Source organism: Methylobacterium jeotgali, from assembly GCF_022179345.1.
In the GTDB taxonomy this organism is placed as follows: domain Bacteria; phylum Pseudomonadota; class Alphaproteobacteria; order Rhizobiales; family Beijerinckiaceae; genus Methylobacterium; species Methylobacterium jeotgali.
This window is the reverse complement of the sequence record NZ_BPQR01000075.1, coordinates 16,416-36,854: the sequence shown is the minus strand read 5'-3', so window position 1 is coordinate 36,854 and position 20,439 is coordinate 16,416. Positions and strand designations below refer to the sequence as shown.

Genomic DNA, 20,439 nt, shown 5'->3' with positions numbered 1-20,439 from the left:
ACTCTCGTCCAGCACCTCAGGGGCTGAAACGCAACGCTGCCCGGCCGCCATTGCCGCGGCCGCATCCCCATATCGGGGAGCATGACTGGGCGGCTCCGGGGAGGGGCCGCCGCAAGCAGAGCAGGAAACCGGACCGATGGCACGCCAGGACGTGAACGAAGCGCTCCTCGAAACCTCGTTCCTCTACGGCGGCAACGCTGCCTACATCGAGGAGCTGCAGGCGGCCTTCGCCCGCGATCCCTCCTCGGTCGACCCCGAGTGGCAGAATTTCTTCCGGGCGCTCGGCGAGGACGCGGCGCTCGCCGAGAAGAACGCCGCCGGCGCCTCCTGGACGAAGCCCAACTGGCCGATCCCGGCGAACGGCGAGATCGTCTCGGCGCTCGACGGCAACTGGGGTGCCCTGGAGAAGGCGGTCGGCGAGAAGATCCGAACCAAGGAGCAGAAGGCGGAGGCCGGCGCCTCGGTCGTCGCGGCCACCGGCGTCTCCGTGGAGCAGGCGGCCAAGGATTCGGTCCGCGCGATCATGCTGATCCGCGCCTACCGCATGCGCGGCCATCTCCACGCCAAGCTCGACCCGCTGGGCCTGGCGCCGCGCGGCGACCACGAGGAGCTGCACCCGCAGCATTACGGCTTCCAGGAGAGCGACTGGGACCGGCCGATCTTCCTCGACAACGTGCTCGGCCTGACCTTCGGCACCATCCGCGAGATCGTCGGCATCCTGGAGCGGACCTACTGCCAGACGCTCGGCGTCGAGTTCATGCACATCTCCGACCCCGAGGAGAAGGCCTGGATCCAGGAGCGCATCGAGGGCAAGGACAAGGAGATTTCTTTTACCCCAGAAGGCCGTAGAGCCATTCTGAACAAGTTGATCGAAGCCGAAGGTTTCGAAAAATTCCTCGACCTCAAGTACACCGGCACCAAGCGCTTCGGCCTCGACGGCTCGGAGGCGATGGTCCCGGCGCTGGAGCAGATCATCAAGCGCGGCGGCGCGCTCGGCGTCGAGGAGATCGTGCTGGGCATGGCCCATCGCGGCCGCCTCAACGTGCTCACCAACGTGATGGCCAAGCCCTTCCGGGCGGTGTTCAACGAGTTCAAGGGCGGCTCTGCATCCCCGGCCGAGGTCGAGGGCTCGGGCGACGTGAAATACCATCTCGGCGCGTCCTCGGACCGCGCCTTCGACGGCAACACCGTCCACCTGTCGCTCACCGCCAACCCCTCCCACCTCGAGATCGTCGATCCCGTGGTGCTCGGAAAGGTGCGGGCGAAGCAGGACCAGCACGCCAAGCCCAACGTCGAGCGCCGCAAGGTCATGCCGCTCCTCATCCACGGCGACGCGGCCTTCGCCGGCCAGGGCGTGGTGGCCGAGTGCTTCGGCCTCTCGGGCCTGAAGGGCCACCGTACCGGCGGCTCGATCCACTTCATCATCAACAACCAGATCGGCTTCACCACCGATCCGCGCTTCTCGCGCTCCTCGCCCTACCCGTCGGACGTGGCGAAGATGGTCGAGGCGCCGATCTTCCACTGCAACGGCGACGACCCGGAGGCGGTCACCTTCGCCGCCAAGGTCGCCGCGGAGTACCGCCAGAAGTTCGGCAAGCCGGTCGTCATCGACATGCTCTGCTACCGCCGCTTCGGCCACAACGAGGGCGATGAGCCGGCCTTCACCCAGCCGAAGATGTACCAGCGCATCCGCAAGCACCCCACGGTGCTGGAGACCTACGGGCGCAAGCTCGTGGAGGGCGGGCACGTCACCCAGGAGCAGCTCGACGCCCGCAAGGCGGAGTTCCGGGCGATGCTCGACAGCGAGCTCGAGGTCGCCACGAACTACAAGGCCAACAAGGCCGACTGGCTCGACGGCCGCTGGTCCGGCTTCAAGGCCGTGCGCGAGGACGTGGACGACGCCCGCCGCGGGCGCACCGGCGTGCCCCTGGAGACCCTGCGCGAGATCGGCCAGCGGATCACCCAGGCGCCTCCCGGCTTCCACCTGCACCGCACGATCCAGCGCTTCCTCGACAACCGCGCCAAGGCGGTGGAGACCGGCGCCGGCATCGACTGGGCGACCGCCGAGGCGCTGGCCTTCGGCTCGCTGCTGCTCGATGGGCACCGGGTGCGGCTCTCGGGCCAGGACGTCGAGCGCGGCACCTTCTCCCAGCGCCATGCGGTCGTCATCGACCAGGAGAACGAGCAGCGCTTCACCTCGCTGAACTCGATCCGCGAGGGCCAGGCGCCCCTGGAGGTCATCAACTCGATGCTCTCCGAGGAGGCGGTGCTCGGCTTCGAGTACGGCTACTCGCTGGCCGAGCCCAACGCGCTCGTGCTCTGGGAGGCGCAGTTCGGCGACTTCGCCAACGGGGCGCAGGTCGTCGTCGACCAGTTCATCTCGTCGGGCGAGCGCAAGTGGCTGCGCATGTCGGGCCTCGTGATGCTGCTGCCCCACGGCTACGAGGGCCAGGGGCCCGAGCACTCGTCCGCCCGTCTGGAGCGCTACCTCCAGGCCTGCGCCGAGGACAACATGCAGGTCGCCAACGTCTCGACGCCGGCGAACTACTTCCACATCCTGCGCCGTCAGCTGAAGCGCGACTTCCGCAAGCCGCTGGTGCTGATGACGCCGAAGTCGCTGCTCCGCCACAAGCGGGCGGTCTCGAACATCGACATGATCGCGGAGGGCTCGACCTTCCACCGCATCCTCTGGGACGACGCCGAGCACGCCGAGGAGGGCGTCAAGCTCGTCAAGGACGACAAGATCCGGCGGGTCGTGCTGTGCTCGGGCAAGGTCTACTACGACCTCGAGGACGAGCGCGAGAAGCGCGGCGTCAACGACGTCTACCTCCTGCGCGTCGAGCAGCTCTACCCGTTCCCGCTCAAGGCGCTCGCCAACGAGATGGGCCGCTTCCGCAACGCCGAGGTGGTCTGGTGCCAGGAGGAGCCCAAGAACATGGGCGCCTGGTCCTTCGTGGAGCCCTACCTCGAATGGGTGCTCGGACAGGCAAACTGCGCGGTCAAGCGCGCCCGCTACGTCGGCCGGCCGGCCTCGGCCTCGACGGCGGTGGGCCTGATGTCGAAGCACCAGGCGCAGCTCCAGGCGTTCCTCAACGAGGCGCTCGCGGTCTGAGCGCCCCGAAACCTCCGGGGGCCTTTCGCCCCCGTCCCCCTTCCAGGCCCGGCGGCCCAACCCATCCGGCGTGACCCACCATGGCAACCGACATCCTCGTCCCGACCCTCGGGGAATCCGTGAGCGAGGCCACCATCGGCCGCTGGTTCAAGAAGCCCGGCGATCAGGTCGCCGCCGACGAGCCGATCGTGGAGCTCGAGACCGACAAGGTCACGCTCGAGGTCAACGCCCCGGCGGCCGGCGAGCTCGGCGAGATCCTGGTCAAGGACGGCGAGACCGTGGAGCCCGGCGCCCTGCTCGGCTCCATCGTCGAGGCCGGGGCCGGAGGCGCGAAGGCTCCGGAGAAGCCGGCCGAGAAGGCCCCCGAGAAGGCGGCGGCGAGGCCCGCCGACTCCGCGGCGGCCTACGGCAACCACGGCGAGGCGGCGGCGCCCTCGAAGCCCGCGGAGAGCAAGGGCGCCCCGCGGGAGGCGTCCGACAACGGCCCGGCGGTGGCCAAGCTCGCGCGGGAATCCGGCGTCGACCCGTCGAGCCTCAACGGCAGCGGCAAGGACGGCCGCGTGACGAAGGGCGACATGCTCGCCGCGATGGCGAAGGGCCCCTCCGCCGCGCCGGCCAAGGAGGCCCGCCCGACCCTGCCCCGCGCGCCCTCGGCGCCGGACGATGCCGCCCGCGAGGAGCGGGTGCGCATGACGAAGCTGCGCCAGACCATCGCCCGCCGCCTCAAGGACGCGCAGGACACGGCGGCGATGCTGACGACGTTCAACGACGTCGACATGTCGGCGGTGATGGCGATGCGCGCCCAGTACAAGGACGCCTTCGAGAAGAAGCACGGCACGAAGCTCGGCTTCATGGGCTTCTTCACCAAGGCCTGCGTGCAGGCCCTGAAGGACGTGCCCGCGGTCAACGCCGAGATCGACGGCCAGGACATCGTCTACAAGAACTACTACCACGTCGGCATCGCGGTCGGCACCGACAAGGGCCTCGTGGTGCCCGTGGTGCGCGACGCCGACGATCTCTCCATCGCCGGCATCGAGAAGAAGATCGCCGGCTTCGGCAAGAAGGCCCGCGACGGCAAGCTCTCCATCGAGGACATGCAGGGCGGCACCTTCACCATCACCAACGGCGGCATCTACGGCTCGCTGATGTCGACGCCGATCCTCAATGCACCGCAGTCCGGCATCCTCGGCATGCACCGCATCGAGGAGCGCCCGGTGGTCCGCGCCGGCAAGATCGAGGCGCGGCCGATGATGTACCTCGCCCTCTCCTACGACCACCGCATCGTCGACGGGAAGGAGGCGGTGACCTTCCTCGTTCGCGTCAAGGAGGCCCTGGAGGACCCGGCGCGCCTCGTGCTGGACCTCTGATCCGGCAACCGGCGAACAATCTCAAGACCGCTCCGCGGGCGCTCGCCCTCGGATCTCTCACGCCCGAAGCGGAATCCGCATGTCCTACGATCTCGTCGTCATCGGCACCGGCCCCGGCGGCTATGTCTGCGCCATCCGCGCGGCGCAGCTCGGGCTGCGCACGGCCGTGGTCGAGAAGCGGGCGACCCATGGCGGCACCTGCCTCAACGTCGGCTGCATCCCCTCGAAGGCGCTTCTGCACGCCTCCGAGGCCTTCGAGGACGCGGGCAAGCATTTCGCCGATCTCGGCGTGATCGTGGGCAGCCCGAAGCTCGACCTCGCGAAGATGATGGCCTTCAAGGACGAGGGCGTCGCGGGCAACACCAAGGGCGTCGAGTTCCTGCTCAAGAAGAACAAGGTCGACGCCTTCCACGGCACCGCGCGCATCGCCGGCGCCGGCCGCGTCGAGGTGATCTCGGAGGATGGCGGCAACCGCATCATCGAGACCCGCAACATCGTCATCGCCACGGGCTCGGACGTGGCGAAGCTCCCGGGCGTCACCATCGACGAGCGGATCGTGGTCTCCTCGACCGGCGCCCTCGCCCTCGGTCAGGTGCCGAAGAAGCTCGTGGTGATCGGCGCAGGCGTCATCGGGCTGGAGCTCGGCTCGGTCTGGCGCCGGCTCGGCGCCGAGGTCACCGTGGTCGAGTATCTCGACCGGGTGCTGCCGGGCATGGACGGCGAGGTCGGCAAGCAGTTCCAGCGCATCCTCGAGAAGCAGGGCATCGTCTTCCGCCTCTCCTCGAAGGTCACCGGCGTCGATGTCGGCAAGAAGGGCGCGGCGGTGAGCGTCGAGCCGGCGGCCGGCGGCGAGAGCGAGACGATCCAGGCGGACGTGGTGCTCGTGGCCATCGGCCGCACGCCCTACACCGAGGGCCTCGGCCTCGAGACGGTCGGCGTGCAGACCGACTCGAAGGGCCGCATCCAGACGGACAGCCACTACGCCACCAACGTCACCGGCATCTACGCCATCGGCGACGTGATCGCCGGGCCGATGCTCGCCCACAAGGCGGAGGACGAGGGCGTGGCGGTGGCCGAGATCCTCGCCGGCCAGTCGGGCCACCTGAACTACGGCGTCATCCCGAACGTCGTCTACACCTTCCCCGAGGTCGCCTCGGTCGGGCGCACGGAGGAGGAGCTGAAGAAGGACGGCGTCGCCTACAACGCCGGCAAGTTCCCGTTCACGGCCAACGGCCGCGCCAAGGTCAACCACACCACCGACGGCTTCGTGAAGATCCTCGCCGACGCCAAGACCGACCGGGTGCTCGGCGTCCACATTGTCGGGGCGGACGCGGGCAACCTCATCGCCGAGCTCGCCGTCGCCATGGAGTTCGGGGCGAGCGCCGAGGACGTGGCCCGCACCTGCCACGCCCACCCGACGCTGACCGAGGCGGTGAAGGAGGCGGCTCTCGCCGTCTCCAAGCGCGCGATCCACGTCTGAGGATCGCCGGAATCGTCCGGCCTCGCCCGCTTCCGCTCAGGCCGAGCGGCGGGCGGGCAGGGGTGCACCGACCCGCACCAGCGCCGTGGGGGCCGGCGGCGCGGTCAGCGCATGGAGAAGATAGGGCCGGCGCAGATCCAGGGCGTGGTGGATCGCAAGGTCGATGTCGCGGGCATAGAACGGCATCGTCATCACGAAATCGACGCCGAAGAACCGGGCCGCGTTGACGATGGGCTCGGGATCGCCCGTCGTCATCACCGTCACGTGCGTCGCGAGGTTCAGGGTCTGGACCTGGCAGGCGAGCTCCAGCCCGTCGAGCCCTTCGAGGTTGGTATCGATGAAGGCGAGGCGGTAGCCCCCCGTCCGCAGGAGCTTGAGGGCGTGGCGGCCGCTGTCCGCCTCGTCCACCTCCAACGCGAAGCCGCAGCGATCGAGCACGCGGCCGACCGCGGTGCGGGCCGCGTCCGAGGAGGAGGCGAGCAGCAGGGGCGTCGGGGTCGTGCGGCGGGCGTTTGCGGCGAGCAGGCTGCCGATATGGTCCGGGTCGAGGGGCGTCTTCAGAACCTCGTAGGCGTTGAGGCTCTGCGCCAGCTCCTGCCACTGCGGGAAGACCCGCGGCGCCACCAGCACGAGGCAGGGGATCGTCACGCCCCGCTTCCGGGCGACGGCGATCGCCTCCGGCCCGCTCAGGCCGTCGAGCTTCATGCCGACGAAGCCGATGGTGGGACGGCGCGCGGTGATGTGGGCGATGACCTCCTCGCCGGTCCGCGCTTCGAGAATGGCGGCGGCGGGATCGAACCGGAGGACCGTTTCGACCAGGGTGGACCGTCGCCGGGCATCGTCGTCCGCGACGAGGACGACCGCGCCAGGCACCGGGGCTCGGGATGGGTCTGGCATGTCAGACATGGTCGTCGCCCGGCGCGGGCTCTCCGTTTCACCCAAGTTGAAGCGCAGAAACGTGAGCGATGCCTTAATGGTGCGTCGCCTGGCATCGGATGTTTGCGTGTTCAGCCCGGCGAGGACCCCTTTGCGTCGAGGCCGCTCCCCAGCCGCGCCCGCGGATGGGTGGCGTCGAAGGCGCTCATCAGACGGGCGGCGTCGACCCGCGTGTAGATCTGCGTCGAGGACAGGGAGGCGTGGCCGAGCAGTTCCTGGATGGCGCGCAATTCGCCCTGGCGGGCGAGGAGATGCGTGGCGAAGGAGTGGCGCAGCGCATGCGGCGTGGCGCTGTCGGGCAGGCCGAGCGCGCCGCGCAGGCCAGCGACCGCGTACTGCACCACCCGCGGCGACAGCGGACCGCCCTTGACGCCGACGAACAGCGGCCCCTCCGGCGCCAGCGGGTGCGGGCAGGCGGCGAGATAGTCGGCGAGCGCCCGAGCGACGACCGGCAGCACCGGCACCATGCGCTGCTTGCCACCCTTGCCGGTGACGGTGAGGGCGTCGAGGCCGCCGAGGGGCGCGTCCCGGCGCAGGAGCCCCAGCGCCTCCGAGATGCGCAGGCCCGCCCCGTAGAGGAGGGCGAGCACCGCCGCGTCGCGGGCGAGCACCCAGGGCTCGCGCTCCTCGCCCGCCCGGACGTCCGGCGTCGTGAGCGCCCGGGCCGCGGCGACCGGCAGCGGCCGCGGCAGGCGCCGCTCGACCTTGGGCGAGCGCACCGCCGCGAGCGCCGCGCTCGCGCCATGCCCCTCCCGTTCGAGAAAGCGGCCGAAGGAGCGCAGGCCCGCCAGCGCCCGCATCAGGGAGCGTCCGGAGATGCCCTCGGCCCGCCGCGCCGCCATGAAGGCGCGCACGTCCCGGGGCTTCAGCCCCACGAGATCCGCGATGCCGATCGGCCGGCCGGCCGTTGCGTCGCGATGGACGAGGAACTGACGCAGGTCCCGGTCGTAGGCCGCGACGGTCCGGCCGGAGAGCCGGCGCTCGGCTGAGAGCGCGCGCTGCCAGGCCAGGATCGCCGCCCGCAGGGGCGCGTCGCCGGGCATGAGCGGGGTCGGGAGGGGTGTCGACATGACCCGATCAGACCCCGCGCGGCGTTTACGCCCGGTTGACGGGCCTCGCCGGCGGCGGCGCCTGTCCCAGATACGCGGGGAGGCCCGCATGCCGCCGGAGACACGATGTCGAAGCTCGTCCACGCCATGATCCGCGTCCTCGACGAGACGCGCTCACGCGCCTACTACGCGGAGGCCTTCGGGCTCGAGGTCTCCGACCGGTTCGACTTTCCCGACTTCACCCTGATCTACATGCGCGCGCCCGGCTCGCCCTTCGAGCTGGAGCTGACGGTGAACAAGGGCCGCGACAAGCCCTACGATCTCGGCGACGGCTACGGGCACATCGCCTTCACCGTCGACGATCTGGAGGCCGCCCACGCGCGTCTGAAGGACAAGGGCCTGCCCGCCACCGACCCGAAGAGCCTGGAGCACGAGGGCCAGCGCCTGGCGCGCTTCTTCTTCGCCACCGACCCGGACGGCTACAAGATCGAGGTCATCGAACGCAGCGGCCGCTTCGCCTGAATCCGCCTTCCGCATGCCACCCCTGCCCGTCCGCGTCTGGCCCCGGCCCGCGGGTGGGCCCAAATAGGCCTCATGCCCGCCCCCACCCGCATCGTCTGCATCCGCCACGGCGAGTCGACCTTCAACGCCGCGCATCGCCTCACCGGGCGCGACCCCGGCCATGTCGACGCCCGGCTGACCGAACGGGGACGGGATCAGGTCGCCGCAGCGCGGGCGGGGCTCGCCGAGATCCCGTTCGAGCTCGTCGTGACCTCGCCGCTGACGCGGGCGATCGAGACCACCATGGGACTGTTCGGCGCGCATCCGGCCGCGCCGCGCATCCTCGTCGAGGTTCTGCACCGGGAGTGCCAGGAGGCGAGCTGCGACGTCGGCCGCGCGGCCTCCGAGATCGCCGCCGAGTTCCCGCATCTCTCGGTCGGGCACCTGCCGGAGATCTGGTGGCACGCGGGCGAGCGCTCGGCCGACGGCTGGGAGATCGAGCCGCGACCCCTGTTCGACCGCCGCGTCGCCGAGTTCCGCCGCTGGCTCGTCGCCCGGCCGGAGCGGACCATCGCGGTCGTCGGCCACGGCACCTTCTTCTACCACCTCACCGGCGCGTGGCTGGAGAACTGCGGCCGGATCGAGCTCGACCTCTCGGACGGGGCTGCGGCGGCCTGAGTCAGGACGCGCGCACCGCCTCCTCCGCGCGGGCGCGCAGGCCGTTGCGGTCGATCTTGCCGGTGGTGGCGAGTGGCAGAGCCTCGAGGAACCAGACCCGGCGTGGGTGCTGGTAGGCCGGCGCGTTGGCGAGCGCGTGGCGCTTCACACCCTCCTCGTCGATCGCCGCGCCGGGGCGGCGCACCACGAAGGCGACGGGCTTGGTGCCCTTGATCTCGTCCTCGACCGGCACGACGAGCGCCTGGAGGATGTCGGGATGGGTCTCGAGGACGGATTCGACCTCGCCCGGAAAGATGTTCTCGCCGCCTGAGACGAACATGTCGTCGGTGCGCCCGAGGACGTAGTGGAAGCCGTTTCCGTCCCGCCGGAACACGTCGCCGGTGCGATAGAAGCCGTCCGCGGTGATCGGCGAGGGCGTGTCCGGGCGGTTGTGGTAGCCGAGCATGAGGGCGGGGCTTCGCATCTCCAGCACGCCGGCCTCCGGGGCATCGGGCCCGGCGAGGCGGGAGGCGACGTCGGGATGCGGATACCCGACCGAGCCCGTCGGCGTCGGCAGTCCCTCCGGATGCGGGCCGAACACGATCGGGCCGCCCTCGGTGGTGCCGTAGGCGTTGATGAGCCGGGCGTTCGGCAGAAGCTCGTGGGTCTTGGCGGCGAGCGTGTCGTTGACCGGGGCCGAGCCCATCCGCACCGTGCGCACGCTCGACAGGTCCGCTCCGGCGAGCGCGTCGTGCTCCCGGAGCATCATCGCGATCATCGGCGGCACGGCGGTGATCCAGGTGCAGCGGTAGCGCTCGATGGCGTCGATGTACTGGCGCGCGTCGAACTGCGGCATCAGCACCGCGAGCGCATCGGAGGCGCAGACGAGGAGCGCCAGAGCCAGCGCGTTCATGTGGTAGAGGGGTGCGGCGATCAGCACCCGCTCGCCCGTCAGGCTCGCGTCGCGCATCCGGGTGCGGGCGACCCAGAGATGCGAGGCATGGCTCAGCCGAACGCCTTTCGGCCGGCCGGTCGAGCCGGAGGTGTAAAGGAAGAGTGCCGCCTCGTCCGGCCTCGGATCGATCGGCTCGAAGGGGCCGGGATCGAGGAGCGCCGAGAGTGTGCCCTCGTCCTCGCCGTCGAAGGACACCACGGTGACATCGCCAGGCAGCGGCGCCTGCGCGAGGCTCGCCCGGCGCGGCCCGTCGCAGAGGACGAGGCGAGCGCCGCTGTCGGCGATGACCGCTGCGATGGTCGCCGGTGGGAAGCGGTAGTTCACGGGCACCGGCACGATGCCCGCCCGCATGGCGCCGAGCATCACGGCGATGGAATCGGGCCGGTTGGCGGCGAGAACCGCGACCCGGTCGCCGCGGGCGAGGCCGTGCTTCAGGAAGCCTCGGGCAGCGGCATCGGCCAGGGCGTCGAGCCCGGCCCGCGTCATCACGGTCGGGGAGGCGCCGATCGCGTCGGCGCCGGGCAGGCCGAGGATGAGGGGCCGATCGGGATCGCCACTGCGGTCGACGAGATCGCCGAGGTTGCGTGTCTCGCTCATCGCGGCGCGCGGCCCTACGGGATCGTCTTCGAGCGCTCGTAGGGCGCCGTGACGATGGCGCTCTCGGGGAAGGTGCCCTTGACGCTACCGACCCCCTTGAAGATCTCGAACTCCGCCTTGATCGAGGCGATGTCGCCGGGCTCCAGGCTGACCGTGTAGATATCGTCCCAGAGCGCCGCGTAGGCCTTTGCGTCGGCGGCGTCGAGATTGCCGGTCTCGGTCAGCGCCTTGGCGACGGCGGCCTTGTCGGCGCGGCCGAAGGCGTAGGCCTTGCGCATGGCGGCGACCACCTTGGCGGCGCCCTCGGGGTTCGCGGCGAGCCAGGCGTTGCGCATCAGCCCGACGCCGAGGATCGGCGGCGCGTCGTTCTTGGCGATCTTGCGCCACTCGTCGCGGAAGCGCGCGAGGCGCCGCAGCTTCACCTCGGGGATCAGCGCCAGGGTCACGGTGCGCAGCGCCGCCGCGTCGATGTCCTTCTGGACCAGGAACTGGGCAAGGCGCGTGTCGGCGCCCGGCACCGCCTGATAGTCGGAGGGCTTGAAGCCGTAGTTCGTCTCGAGGATCGCAGAGGTGATGGCGGCGGTGGAGCTGCCGGGGGGCGAGTTGCCGATCTTCTTGCCCTTCAGGTCCGCCATCGCCCGGATCGGCGAGTCCTCGGGCACCACGAACTCGAGGTCGGCGACCTGGGTGACGAGGACGATGCTGAGCGGCAGCCCGTCGGCGGTGACGCTGAGCGAGCCGCTCAAGGGGGCGGCGATGGCGAAGTCGATGGCGCCGGCGGCGAGCGCCTTGGTCGGCGCGTTGAGGTCGGGCAGCTTCACGTACTCGACCTTGAGCCCCTCACCCTCCATGAAGCGGCCGGTCTCCAGCACCGCGCCGAAGCCGAGGCTGAAGCCGGAGCTCCAGTAGCCGATGCGCACGGTCTGCGCCTGCGCGGCGGTGGCCGTCAGCGAGCCGAGAAGCGCCAGCAGGGCGAGCGCCGGTCCGAGTTTCACGTGAGATGCTCCGTCGCGAGGGGATGGCTCGGGGCTGCAAGACGGGTCAGGGCTGCACCTGCCGCTTCCAGGCGAAGAGGTGGCGTTCCAGGGGCTTCAGGACGAGGGCTTCGAGGCCGATCATCAGGCCGACGAGCGTTAGCGTCCAGGCGAAGACCTGATCGGTCTGCACGAGGTCGGCGGCCTGGCGCAGGCGGTAGCCGATGCCGCTGCTGGCGCCGAGCGTCTCCGCGACGAGGCTGACGCGCGCGCCGAAACCGAAGGCGAGACGGGCGCCGGAGAAGAAGAGCGGCAGGATCGTCGGCAGGTAGATCGCGCTCAAGACCTTGCGGCGGGGCATCCGGAAGGTGCGGGCGAGCTCGACATAGTCGGCGTTGACGGTGCGGGTGCCCTGCCAGACGTTGGTGAGGATCAGCGGCATCGCGGTCATGAAGACCACGAAGATCGTCGTCCAGTTCGAGAGCCCGAACCAGATCAGCGCGAAGATCGCCCAGATCGAGGACGAGACCGTGTTGACGACGGTGAGGACCGGCTCGAAGAACTCGCCGAGGATGCGGCTTGCGCCGAGCAGCAGCCCCAGCGGCAGGCCGATCGCCACGGCGAGCAGGAAGCCCGTGGTGATGCGTCCCAGCGTGATGCCGAGATCGGTCGCGAAGCTGCCCGAGGCGAGGAGCCCCGTCCAGGCGTTCCAGACGCGGGCCGGGCTCGGCAGGACGAAGGCCGGCGCGTAGAGCGAGGCGACCTGCCAGAGCGCCAGCGCCAGGACGACCAGCAGCAGGCGCAGGCCGAGGGTGCGCAGCCGGCCCGCGACCGCGCCCCGGAGAAGCGGCGCCCGCGCCGGGGGGCTCGGGGTCCGGCTCAGCACGATGCGCTCGCCTCGGCGAGGGCGACCCGTAGGCTGCGTACGGCCTCCGCGACCTCCACGGAGACGGGGTCGCGGGGATGGGGCAGGGCGATCGCGCGGGTCTCGGCGACGCGGCCGGGGCGGGGGCGCAGCACCACCACCCAGTCGGCCAGCACCACGGCCTCCTCGACGTCGTGGGTGACGAAGATGAGCGTCATCGCCCGCATCCGCGCGATGCGCAGCACCTCGGCATGCATCTGCGCGCGGGTGCCGGGATCGAGCTTCGAGAAGGGCTCGTCGAGGAGTAGCAGCGAGGGCCCGGTGACGAGGCTGCGGGCGAGCGCCACGCGGCTGCGCATCCCGCCCGACAATTCGTGCGGGTAGGCATCGCCGAAGCCGTTCAGGCCGACGAGATCGAGGGTCTCGGCGACGCGCCGCCGGCGCTCGGCCCCGCCGACGCCGGCGGCCTCGAGGCCGAAGCCGACATTGGCCGCGGCGGTGCGCCAGGGCAGCAGCCGGTCGTCCTGGAACATGTAGGTGATCGAGCGCCAGTCGCGGAAGGCGCCCTGCGGCTTGCCGTCGAGGGTGACGGTCCCTTCGTCGGGCTCGACGAGGCCGGCGACGATGTTGAGGAGCGTCGACTTGCCGGCTCCGGAGGAGCCGACGAGGGCGACGATCGCCCCCTCGGGCACGTCGAGGTCGATGCCGTCGAGGACCTGGAGGGGCGGGGCGCCCCGGCGCGGAAACCATTTGCCGACACCGGAGAGCCGGACCTTGCACGGCCGGTCGCCGGCCGTCCGGGCCGGCACGCTCCCGCCCGCGCTCCCGAAGGTCGGGGCGCCGGACAGGGGAAGGCTCGCGTCGGAGATCGTCGCGGTCTCGGGGGTCAGGCTCGGGCTCCCAGGCGGATTCGGGGCGGGCGAAGGCCCGCCCGTGCGGCGTCTCGAAGCGGTCCGGGAGCGTCTCCTCGGGGATCGCGGGACGATCCCGACCGGCGTTGGCCGCCTGTTCTCCCAGGTCTGGCAAGGCCGGGGCCATCTGGCAAGGCGCCGGAGGCGGCCCGGGCCCTGCAAGCGTCAAAAACTTGGGGCTGCGGGGCTTCCCTTCAAGGTTGCAGGGGCTCGGCGGCGGCCCTCATCCGACCACCGCCTGCCCGTCCCGGCGCGGATCGCTCGCCGCGACGTAGCCCTCGACCTTCGGGTCGCCCATCCGCCAGATGAACTGGCCGGCTCCGAAATCCTGGTAGCTGTCCTCGATCACCTCGACCTCGTGGCCGAGGTCCTGAAGCGCCTGGACGGTGGCCGCCGGCATGGTGCTCTCGGCGTTGATCTCGAGCCCGGCGTTGAAGCGCCAGCGGGGAGCGTCGCAGGCGGCCTGCGGGTTCTGCCCGTGGTCGAGCATGCGCACCAGCGTCTGCACGTGCCCTTGCGGCTGCATGTTGCCGCCCATCACGCCGAAGCTCATCACCGGCGCCCCGTCCTTCGTCAGGAAGCCCGGGATAATGGTGTGGAAGGGGCGCTTGCCCGGCGCCACCACGTTGGGGCTGTCCGGCCGCAGGCTGAAGCCGTGGCCGCGGTTCTGGAGCGAGAGGCCCCATTCCGGCACCACGACGCCGGAGCCGAAGCCCATGAAGTTCGACTGGATGAAGCTCACCATCATCCCCGACTCGTCGGCGGCGGTGAGGTAGATCGTGCCCCCCGACCTCGGCCGCCCGGCCGAGAATCTTTGGGCTTTTCGCGGGTCGATCAGCTTGGCGCGCTCGGCCAGATACCCGTCGTCCAGCATCTGCGCGGGCGTCAGCTCCATGGCGGAGCGGTCGGCGACGTAGCGGTAGGTGTCGGCGAAGGCGAGCTTCATCGCCTCGATCTGGAGGTGCTGCGCCTCCGGGCCGTCGGGCGCCAGGCTCGCCAGGTCGAAATGCCCGAGGATGCCCAGCGCGATCTGCGCGGCGATGCCTTGGCCGGCGGGCGGGATCTCGTGGAGCGTGTAGCCGCGGTAGTCCTTGGCGGTGGGCTCGACCCATTGCGGGCGGTAGGCCGCGAGGTCCGTCGCGGTCATGACGCCGCCATGGGCCTTCGCGTGGCGCTCCATGGCCTCGGCGATCTCGCCCTCGTAGAAGGCTCGTCCCTTGGTCTCCGCGATGGCGCGAAGCGTCCGCGCCGCGCCGGGCACGGTGACGCGCTCGCCCACCTCCGGCGCCCGGCCCTTGGGCAGAAAAACCTCGGCGAAGCCCGGCTGGCGCACGATCTCCGCGACGCGGGCGGCGGCCGCCCATTTCTGCTGGACGACGACCGGGGCGAGGTAGCCCCGCTCGGCGATCTCGATCGCCGGCTCCATCAGGTCGGCGAAGGGCAGGCGACCGAAGCGCTCGCTCAGCGCCACCCAGGCGGCGACGGCGCCCGGCACCGTCACCGAGTCCCAGCCCCGCTGCGGGGGCTTGGCGGCGTCGGAGCCGTACTTGCCCCGGAAGTAGTCGAGGCTCCAGGCCGCGGGCGCGCCGCCGGAGGCGTCGAGGCCATGGAGGCGCTCCCCGTCCCAGAGGATGCAGAAGGCGTCGGAGCCCAGCCCGTTGCTGCAGGGCTCGGTGATGGTCTTGGCCGCCGCCGTGGCGATGGCGGCGTCGACCGCGTTGCCGCCCTTCCAGAGCATGCGCATCCCGGCCTGGGCGGCGAGCGCGTGGGAGGTCGCGACCACGTTGCGGCCGAACATCGGCATGCGCACCGTGGGGTAGCCGGTGGTCCAGTCGAACGGCTTCATGGCTCGGCCTCGATGGCGGGGAGGATCGTGAGGCATCTCGCGCCGGCTCCGGCGCGAGAGCAAGGCTGCGTGCCCGAAGGGCGCCTCAGCCGCCGGCGCCCTCGCGGAAGGCCAGCGTCACGCCGAAGCAGGCCGCCGCCGGGACGGTGACGGCATCAGCCTCCCGCCGCAGGGCCGCCCCCGCCCAGCGGGGCGCGAGGCTCGTCTCGAGGGCGTCGAGGGAGCGCACGCCGAGGGTCAGCCCGGCCACCCGCGGCACGCGGGCCTCCGGGGAGAACGGTTCGCCGAGACGCTCGGCGACGGTCTCCGGGGTCTCGAACAGGATCGGCACGCCGCCGCTCTCGATGCGGCCGTCCCCGGGGGCGGGCACGCCGAGGAAGGTTGCGAGCCGGGCCGCCTCGGCCGCCGGGTCCTCAGCGGCGACATGGACGGCGAGGATGCGGTCCGCCGTGTTCGGGTGGTTCGAGAACCCCTCCTGCCAGACGAGCTCCGGCGTGAGGTGGTCGCAGAAGTAGAGCCGGGCCGGCGCGAACCATCCCGGCGCCAGCCGCGTCACCTCGAAGCGCGCCTCGACCTCATGGCCGTCGACGCTGACCGGACGGCCGAAGGTGCCGGGCTCGGAGGCCGGCAGCCCCGCCGCGACGAGGCGGGCATGGGCGGCTTGGATGTCGTCGCTGCTCCAGACGAGCCCGTCGAGGCCGAGCGGGGAGTCGAGAAGCTCCTTGCGCGGCTTCGGGTTCGCGGGGTCGAGCCCGACGATCTCGAGGTAGCTCGAACCCAGCGCCACCGTATGGTTGATGGAGCCGAGCGTATGGTAGCCCCGCGGGCTCACGGTGAAGCCGAGGGAGGCGAGGAGCGCCTCGCCCTCGTCGACCCCGTAATGCAGGTTGAGCACGGCGTGGTCGAAGAGACCCTCGCGGGGCGGTTTCATCGCCGGGCTCAGGCCTTCGGCGGCGCGGTGAGGTAGACGCCCCGGCCGCTGGCGAGCAGCTTGCCCTCGGCGTCGAACACGGAGGCCTCGGCCACCGAGAACTGGCCGCCGAATTTCACGACCTTGCCCCGCGCCGTGAGGTCGCCCGGCATCGCCGGCCGGTGGTAGTCGACCCGCATGTCGACGGTCGGCACGCCCCGGCCGGTGCGGGAGACCAGCGCCCAGTCGGCGGTGAGGTCGACGAGCGCCGCGAGGATGCCGCCATGGGTATAGCGGCGATCGGGGTTGACCACCCACTCCTCGCGCCAGGTCGCGGTCAGCTCGATCGCGTCGGCCTCGACCTTCTTGACCCTCAGTCCGAGCCACTGGTGGAAGGGCCCTCGGGTGATGAGGGCCTCGACCTCCTCGGCCGTCAGGATCTTGTCGGACATGTTCGCTCCGGTTCGGTTCTTCTCGCGGCGCTCGTGGGCCGCGGAGCTGCGTCCGATCGTGGACCGGACGCAGCTCCCATCTTTGCGACGCGCTCTCTTTCGCCGAACCGGCGTCCGCGTCGGCGGAGAGCGCTCTACGGCGTGACGACGACCTTGCCCATCACCTCGCGGTCCTGGATCAGGCGCAGGCCTTCGGCGGCCTCCTCCAGCGGCAGCACCTTGTCGATGACGGGCTTGATCTCGCCGGCGGCGATCATGCGCATCAGCTCGGCGAGGTTGTCGTCGTAGAAGCTGTTCGAGCCGATGATCTGCAATTCGAAGCTCCAGACGTAGCGCAGGTCCTCCTTCGGGTCGTGCCCGGCGGTGGCCCCGCAGACCAGGAGCTTGCCGCCCCGCTTCAGGCAGCGCAGCGAAGGCACCCAGGTGTCGCCGCCGGTGAAGTTGATGACGACGTCGACGCCGCCCTCGTAGGTGCGCCGCTGCGGCTTGCCGTAGCGCTCGATCGCCCATTTCGAGAAGTCGGTGTCGCGGTAGTTGATGACCTCGTCGGCGCCGAGCGCCTTGAGGCGGTCCATCTTGTCGGCGCTGCCGGCGCAGGCGATCACCTCGGCGCCGAGCTGCTTGGCGAGCAGCACGCAGCCCGTGCCGACGCCGCCGGAGGCGCCGAGCACCAGCACCCGGTCGCCCTTCTTGACCGTGTTGTGGGTCACGATCATCCGGTGGGCCGTGCCGTAGGCGACGGGGAGCGAGGCGGCATCCTCGAAGGAGACGCCGTCGGGCATGCGGATGAGCTGGTCGGCGGCGACGAGGCAGTACTCGGCCATGCCGCCGTCCATCATCTCGCCGAGCAGGCCCTTGCGCTTGTTGACCGGGTTGACGAGCACCCGGTCGCCCTTCGCCCAACCCTCGACGCCGGGGCCGACCTCGGCGATCTCGCCGGCCATATCGAGGCCGATGACGACGGGCAGCGGCACCTTGATGCCCGGCATCCCGCGCACGGTGAACACGTCGTGGTAGTTGAAGGAGGAGGCGCGCACCCGGATGACGACGTGGCCCGCCTCCGCGCTCGGGACCGGCTTGTCGGAGACGAGGCGCAGGTTGTCGAGGCCGCCATGGCTGTCGAGGACGAGCGCGCGCATGGTTCCTGCCGACATTCCGGTTCCCTTCGATCGATCCGATGGAGGGCACCTAGAGGCCGCTCTCGGAGCTGTCCAGCCTGACGGGAAGACAGCACCAGAACTTTCTTCTCTTCCATCACGGGTTGAGGGAGATCGATCCTCCGTCGCCAGGGTCAGGCGCGCATTCCGTTCCATCCGTCTTGCGAGCCGCGGATTTTTTCACGGGCCGAGGTAACGGTCGGCGCGGCCCCGGCGAACCGACCGGGACGCGGCGGAGGCGCCGTCATGTGCAGGGCGAGGTCCGGCGGCGATGGATTCGAGGGGATGATCGCGATCTGCCTGGCCCGGGGCGGGCCGGCCCCGGCTTCCGCCCTGGGCGATCCCGGCCTACAGGGAAGGGCGCCGTCCCGGATGCGGCGCGGCACCGGGGCCGGCATGCGCGAGGACGGCCAGAGAGCCACCGACCGGGCCGCCTCCGGCCCCGACGCCGCGATGGCCGCGGACATGGCCGCCGCGCAGGGCGGCGACGCGCAGGCCTATCGCCGGCTGCTGCGGGCCTGCGCGCCGGTGATCGCCCGGGTCGCCCGCGGGCAGGGCCTGCGGGGCGAGGCGGTCGAGGACGTGGTCCAGGACACGCTGGTGACGCTGCACCGGGCGCGGGCGAGCTACGACCCCGCCCGTCCCTTCCTGCCCTGGCTCGGCGCCATCGCCCGGCGGCGGAGCGTCGACGCCCTGCGCCGCGGCGGCCGCCAGCCCCGGGAGGTTCACGATCCGGCGGCCTACGAGGGGGAGGCCGATCCGGCGCCCGGTCCCGGCATGGGGATCGAGGCGCGGGAGCGCTCGGCGCATCTGCGCCGGGCGGTCGCGGCCCTGCCGCAGGGCCAGCGGGAGGCGGTGGAGCACCTCGCGCTGCGCGAGCGCTCCCTCGACGAGGCCGCGCGGCTGACGGGGCGCAGCAAGGGCGCGCTCAAGGTGAACCTGCACCGGGCGCTGAAGGCGCTGCGCGGGGCACTCTCCGGGGAACGGGAGCGGGGCGATGTCTGACGGGCCTTCCGCGAGCCCATCCTCCGCGAGCCCGGCCGCGCGCCGCGAGGCGCTGGTCGAGGCGCTGGCCGGGGACCTCGCCCCCGTGCGGCCGCTGGCGCCGCCGAGCCTGCGGGCGCTCGGCTGGCTCGGCGCGGTGGCGCTCCTGGCGCTCGCCATGAGCCCCTTCGCCGACATGGAGACGCTGGCCCGGCGCATGGCGACGCCGGACCTGCGCTACGCGGCGGCCGGCGCCGGGCTCACCGCGATCGCGGCGGCGCTCGCCGCCTTCCAGGTCAGCGTGCCGGGCCGCTCCCGGCGCTGGGCGCTGCTGCCCGCCGCTCCCGCACTGCTCTGGATCGGGGCGAGCGGGCTCGGCTGCCTGCGGGGCTGGCTCGCGCCGGGGAGCGGCGCGGCGGAGGGCGAGACCGCCCACTGCTTCGCCTTCCTGATGAGCGTCTCGCTGCCGCTCTCGGCGCTGCTCGTCCTGATGCTGCGCCGGGCCTGCCCGCTCCAGCCGGGGCTCGCCGCGGGGCTCGGGGGGCTCGCGGCGGCGGCGGCCGCGGCGCTCCTCCTCGTGCCCTTCCACCCGCACGACGCCACCCTCACCGATCTGGCCAGCCACGCCGTGGCGGTGGCTCTGATCCTCGCCCTCAACGGGTTTTTCGGGGGACGCATCCTGTCGCGGTCGGGGATCCCGGACCTTGGCCAGAGCCCTACCAGGAGGTGAAGGTCAACCCGCCGAAGTGGCGGTGATCCGCGCCGAGCTCGAACGCCCGCCCGATGAGGCGCTGCACGTCGCCGACCGCCACCTGCCGGCCGTGGGAGCCCCCCTTCTCCGGCTCCGGCAGGTCCATCAAGACGATCCGCAGATGCCGCGCATCCTCGACATCGTCCGGGATGCCGCCGTCGAAGTAGAACTGAATCGTCCTGTCCCGGTCATCGATCAATCCGAGGAAACTTCCCTCACTGCCCCGCAGGTCGGACCAGAGCCGGCAGGCCTCCTCCAGGCTCACGGGCCGTGCCTGGTCGGCGGCTAGGCTGCTCCCGCCATCGTCCCAGAAGGCTCTCATCTCGGACTCTCCCGTTCTGACTGACGGATACCTCGGACTCAGGACTCGCCCGGCCAGGAGACGATGCGGTCGGGATACTCCTCGTCGTCGAACTCCTCCTCGTTGCCGGAGAGCCGCCCGCGCACCGAGATGCCGGCCTCGTGGACGCTTGCCCGGCGGCCGGAGACGAGGGGGTGCCAGGGGTAGAGGTCCTGCCCGTCGCGCACGAGGCGGTAGGCGCAGGTCCGCGGCAGCCAGGTCAGGGCGCGGACCGCCTCCGGGGTCAGGCGCACGCAGTCGGGCACCCGCTTCTGGCGATTGGCGTAGTCGCGGCAGCGGCAGCGCCGGCCGTCGAGGAGCGTGCAGCCGATATCGGTGTGGTGGACCTCGCCGGTGTCCTCGTCCTCGAGCTTGATCAGGCAGCATCGCCCGCAGCCGTCGCAGAGGCTCTCCCACTCCTGCGGCGTCAGGGTCTCGAGGGTCTTGGTGCGCCAGAACGGCGCGGGCGGGGCGCCGTCCTCCGGCCCCGGAGGCGGCGGCTTGGGCTTCGCGGGCATCCGCCTCCTATGGGGGCAGCGCGCCCGGCCCGCAACCGCGGGGCGCCAGCCATGGCCGCGCCGCAATCCCCGTTAAC

Annotated in this window: 19 protein-coding genes; 7 read left to right on the top strand and 12 right to left on the bottom strand. The window is 71.5% G+C overall.

Annotated elements, in window-relative coordinates; genetic code table 11:
- Positions 1-136 precede the first annotated feature (136 nt).
- The 3 genes from MFF04_RS18605 to lpdA all read left to right on the top strand — a co-directional run bounded on the left by MFF04_RS18605 (position 137) and on the right by lpdA (position 5,959).
- Entirely contained in the window at positions 137-3,112 is a 2,976-nt protein-coding gene (locus tag MFF04_RS18605; RefSeq protein WP_238278027.1) for a 2-oxoglutarate dehydrogenase E1 component, read from the top strand.
- An 80-nt stretch (positions 3,113-3,192) separates the two neighbouring features.
- Positions 3,193-4,479, top strand: coding sequence for a 2-oxoglutarate dehydrogenase complex dihydrolipoyllysine-residue succinyltransferase (odhB, locus tag MFF04_RS18600; RefSeq protein WP_238278025.1), 1,287 nt, complete (start codon positions 3,193-3,195; stop codon positions 4,477-4,479).
- A 79-nt stretch (positions 4,480-4,558) separates the two neighbouring features.
- The gene (gene lpdA, locus MFF04_RS18595; RefSeq protein ID WP_238278023.1) at positions 4,559-5,959 is read left to right on the top strand and encodes a dihydrolipoyl dehydrogenase; all 1,401 of its coding nucleotides are present in this window, start codon (positions 4,559-4,561) and stop codon (positions 5,957-5,959) included.
- 36 nt (positions 5,960-5,995) lie between these two features.
- Here the strand turns inward: lpdA and MFF04_RS18590 are convergent, their stop codons facing one another.
- Positions 5,996-6,832, bottom strand: a complete 837-nt coding sequence (locus MFF04_RS18590; RefSeq protein WP_238278021.1) for a response regulator — start codon at positions 6,830-6,832, stop codon at positions 5,996-5,998.
- A 134-nt stretch (positions 6,833-6,966) separates the two neighbouring features.
- Entirely contained in the window at positions 6,967-7,965 is a 999-nt protein-coding gene (locus MFF04_RS18585; RefSeq protein ID WP_238278019.1) for a tyrosine recombinase XerC, read from the bottom strand.
- Between the two features lie 105 nt (positions 7,966-8,070).
- Between MFF04_RS18585 and MFF04_RS18580 the strand changes: the two genes are divergently transcribed.
- Together MFF04_RS18580 and MFF04_RS18575 are read left to right on the top strand one after the other, a co-directional pair.
- A complete protein-coding gene (locus MFF04_RS18580) occupies positions 8,071-8,466 on the top strand; it encodes a VOC family protein (RefSeq protein ID WP_238278017.1) in 396 nt (131 codons plus the stop codon).
- Positions 8,467-8,538: 72 nt separating this feature from the next.
- Positions 8,539-9,123, top strand: a complete 585-nt coding sequence (locus MFF04_RS18575; protein WP_238278015.1) for a histidine phosphatase family protein — start codon at positions 8,539-8,541, stop codon at positions 9,121-9,123.
- Position 9,124: 1 nt separating this feature from the next.
- Here the strand turns inward: MFF04_RS18575 and MFF04_RS18570 are convergent, their stop codons facing one another.
- The 8 genes from MFF04_RS18570 to MFF04_RS18535 form a co-directional block, all read right to left on the bottom strand.
- Positions 9,125-10,654: a class I adenylate-forming enzyme family protein gene (locus tag MFF04_RS18570; protein WP_238278013.1), complete on the bottom strand. Its 1,530-nt coding sequence runs from the start codon at positions 10,652-10,654 to the stop codon at positions 9,125-9,127.
- A 14-nt stretch (positions 10,655-10,668) separates the two neighbouring features.
- The gene (locus MFF04_RS18565; RefSeq protein ID WP_238278011.1) at positions 10,669-11,649 is read right to left on the bottom strand and encodes an ABC transporter substrate-binding protein; all 981 of its coding nucleotides are present in this window, start codon (positions 11,647-11,649) and stop codon (positions 10,669-10,671) included.
- A gap of 46 nt (positions 11,650-11,695) precedes the next feature.
- Positions 11,696-12,514: an ABC transporter permease gene (locus MFF04_RS18560; protein ID WP_238278009.1), complete on the bottom strand. Its 819-nt coding sequence runs from the start codon at positions 12,512-12,514 to the stop codon at positions 11,696-11,698.
- Positions 12,508-13,302, bottom strand: a complete 795-nt coding sequence (locus MFF04_RS18555) for an ABC transporter ATP-binding protein (protein WP_238278007.1) — start codon at positions 13,300-13,302, stop codon at positions 12,508-12,510. Before MFF04_RS18555 ends, MFF04_RS18560 begins: the two co-directional genes overlap by 7 nt.
- Before the next feature lie 325 nt (positions 13,303-13,627).
- Positions 13,628-15,250, bottom strand: a complete 1,623-nt coding sequence (locus MFF04_RS18550) for a gamma-glutamyltransferase family protein (protein WP_238278005.1) — start codon at positions 15,248-15,250, stop codon at positions 13,628-13,630.
- A gap of 85 nt (positions 15,251-15,335) precedes the next feature.
- On the bottom strand, positions 15,336-16,181 hold the full coding sequence (locus tag MFF04_RS18545; protein WP_238278003.1) for a VOC family protein: 846 nt from the start codon (positions 16,179-16,181) through the stop codon (positions 15,336-15,338).
- 8 nt (positions 16,182-16,189) lie between these two features.
- Positions 16,190-16,612 (bottom strand): PaaI family thioesterase, encoded by a 423-nt coding sequence (locus MFF04_RS18540; RefSeq protein WP_238278001.1) that lies wholly within the window; start codon positions 16,610-16,612, stop codon positions 16,190-16,192.
- Positions 16,613-16,746: 134 nt separating this feature from the next.
- Positions 16,747-17,751 (bottom strand): zinc-binding dehydrogenase, encoded by a 1,005-nt coding sequence (locus MFF04_RS18535; RefSeq protein WP_373320122.1) that lies wholly within the window; start codon positions 17,749-17,751, stop codon positions 16,747-16,749.
- A gap of 471 nt (positions 17,752-18,222) precedes the next feature.
- Between MFF04_RS18535 and MFF04_RS18530 the strand changes: the two genes are divergently transcribed.
- A complete protein-coding gene (locus MFF04_RS18530) occupies positions 18,223-18,774 on the top strand; it encodes an RNA polymerase sigma factor (protein ID WP_373320121.1) in 552 nt (183 codons plus the stop codon).
- A complete protein-coding gene (locus MFF04_RS18525; protein ID WP_238277997.1) occupies positions 18,767-19,483 on the top strand; it encodes an NrsF family protein in 717 nt (238 codons plus the stop codon). Before MFF04_RS18530 ends, MFF04_RS18525 begins: the two co-directional genes overlap by 8 nt.
- Here the strand turns inward: MFF04_RS18525 and MFF04_RS18520 are convergent.
- A complete protein-coding gene (locus tag MFF04_RS18520; RefSeq protein WP_238277995.1) occupies positions 19,470-19,826 on the bottom strand; it encodes a hypothetical protein in 357 nt (118 codons plus the stop codon). The two genes, MFF04_RS18525 and MFF04_RS18520, sit on opposite strands and share 14 nt — an antisense overlap.
- 38 nt (positions 19,827-19,864) lie before the next feature.
- Positions 19,865-20,362 carry a YcgN family cysteine cluster protein gene (locus MFF04_RS18515; protein ID WP_238277993.1) on the bottom strand — a complete coding sequence of 166 codons (498 nt, stop codon included), beginning with the start codon at positions 20,360-20,362 and terminating at the stop codon, positions 19,865-19,867.
- Positions 20,363-20,439: the final 77 nt, after the last annotated feature.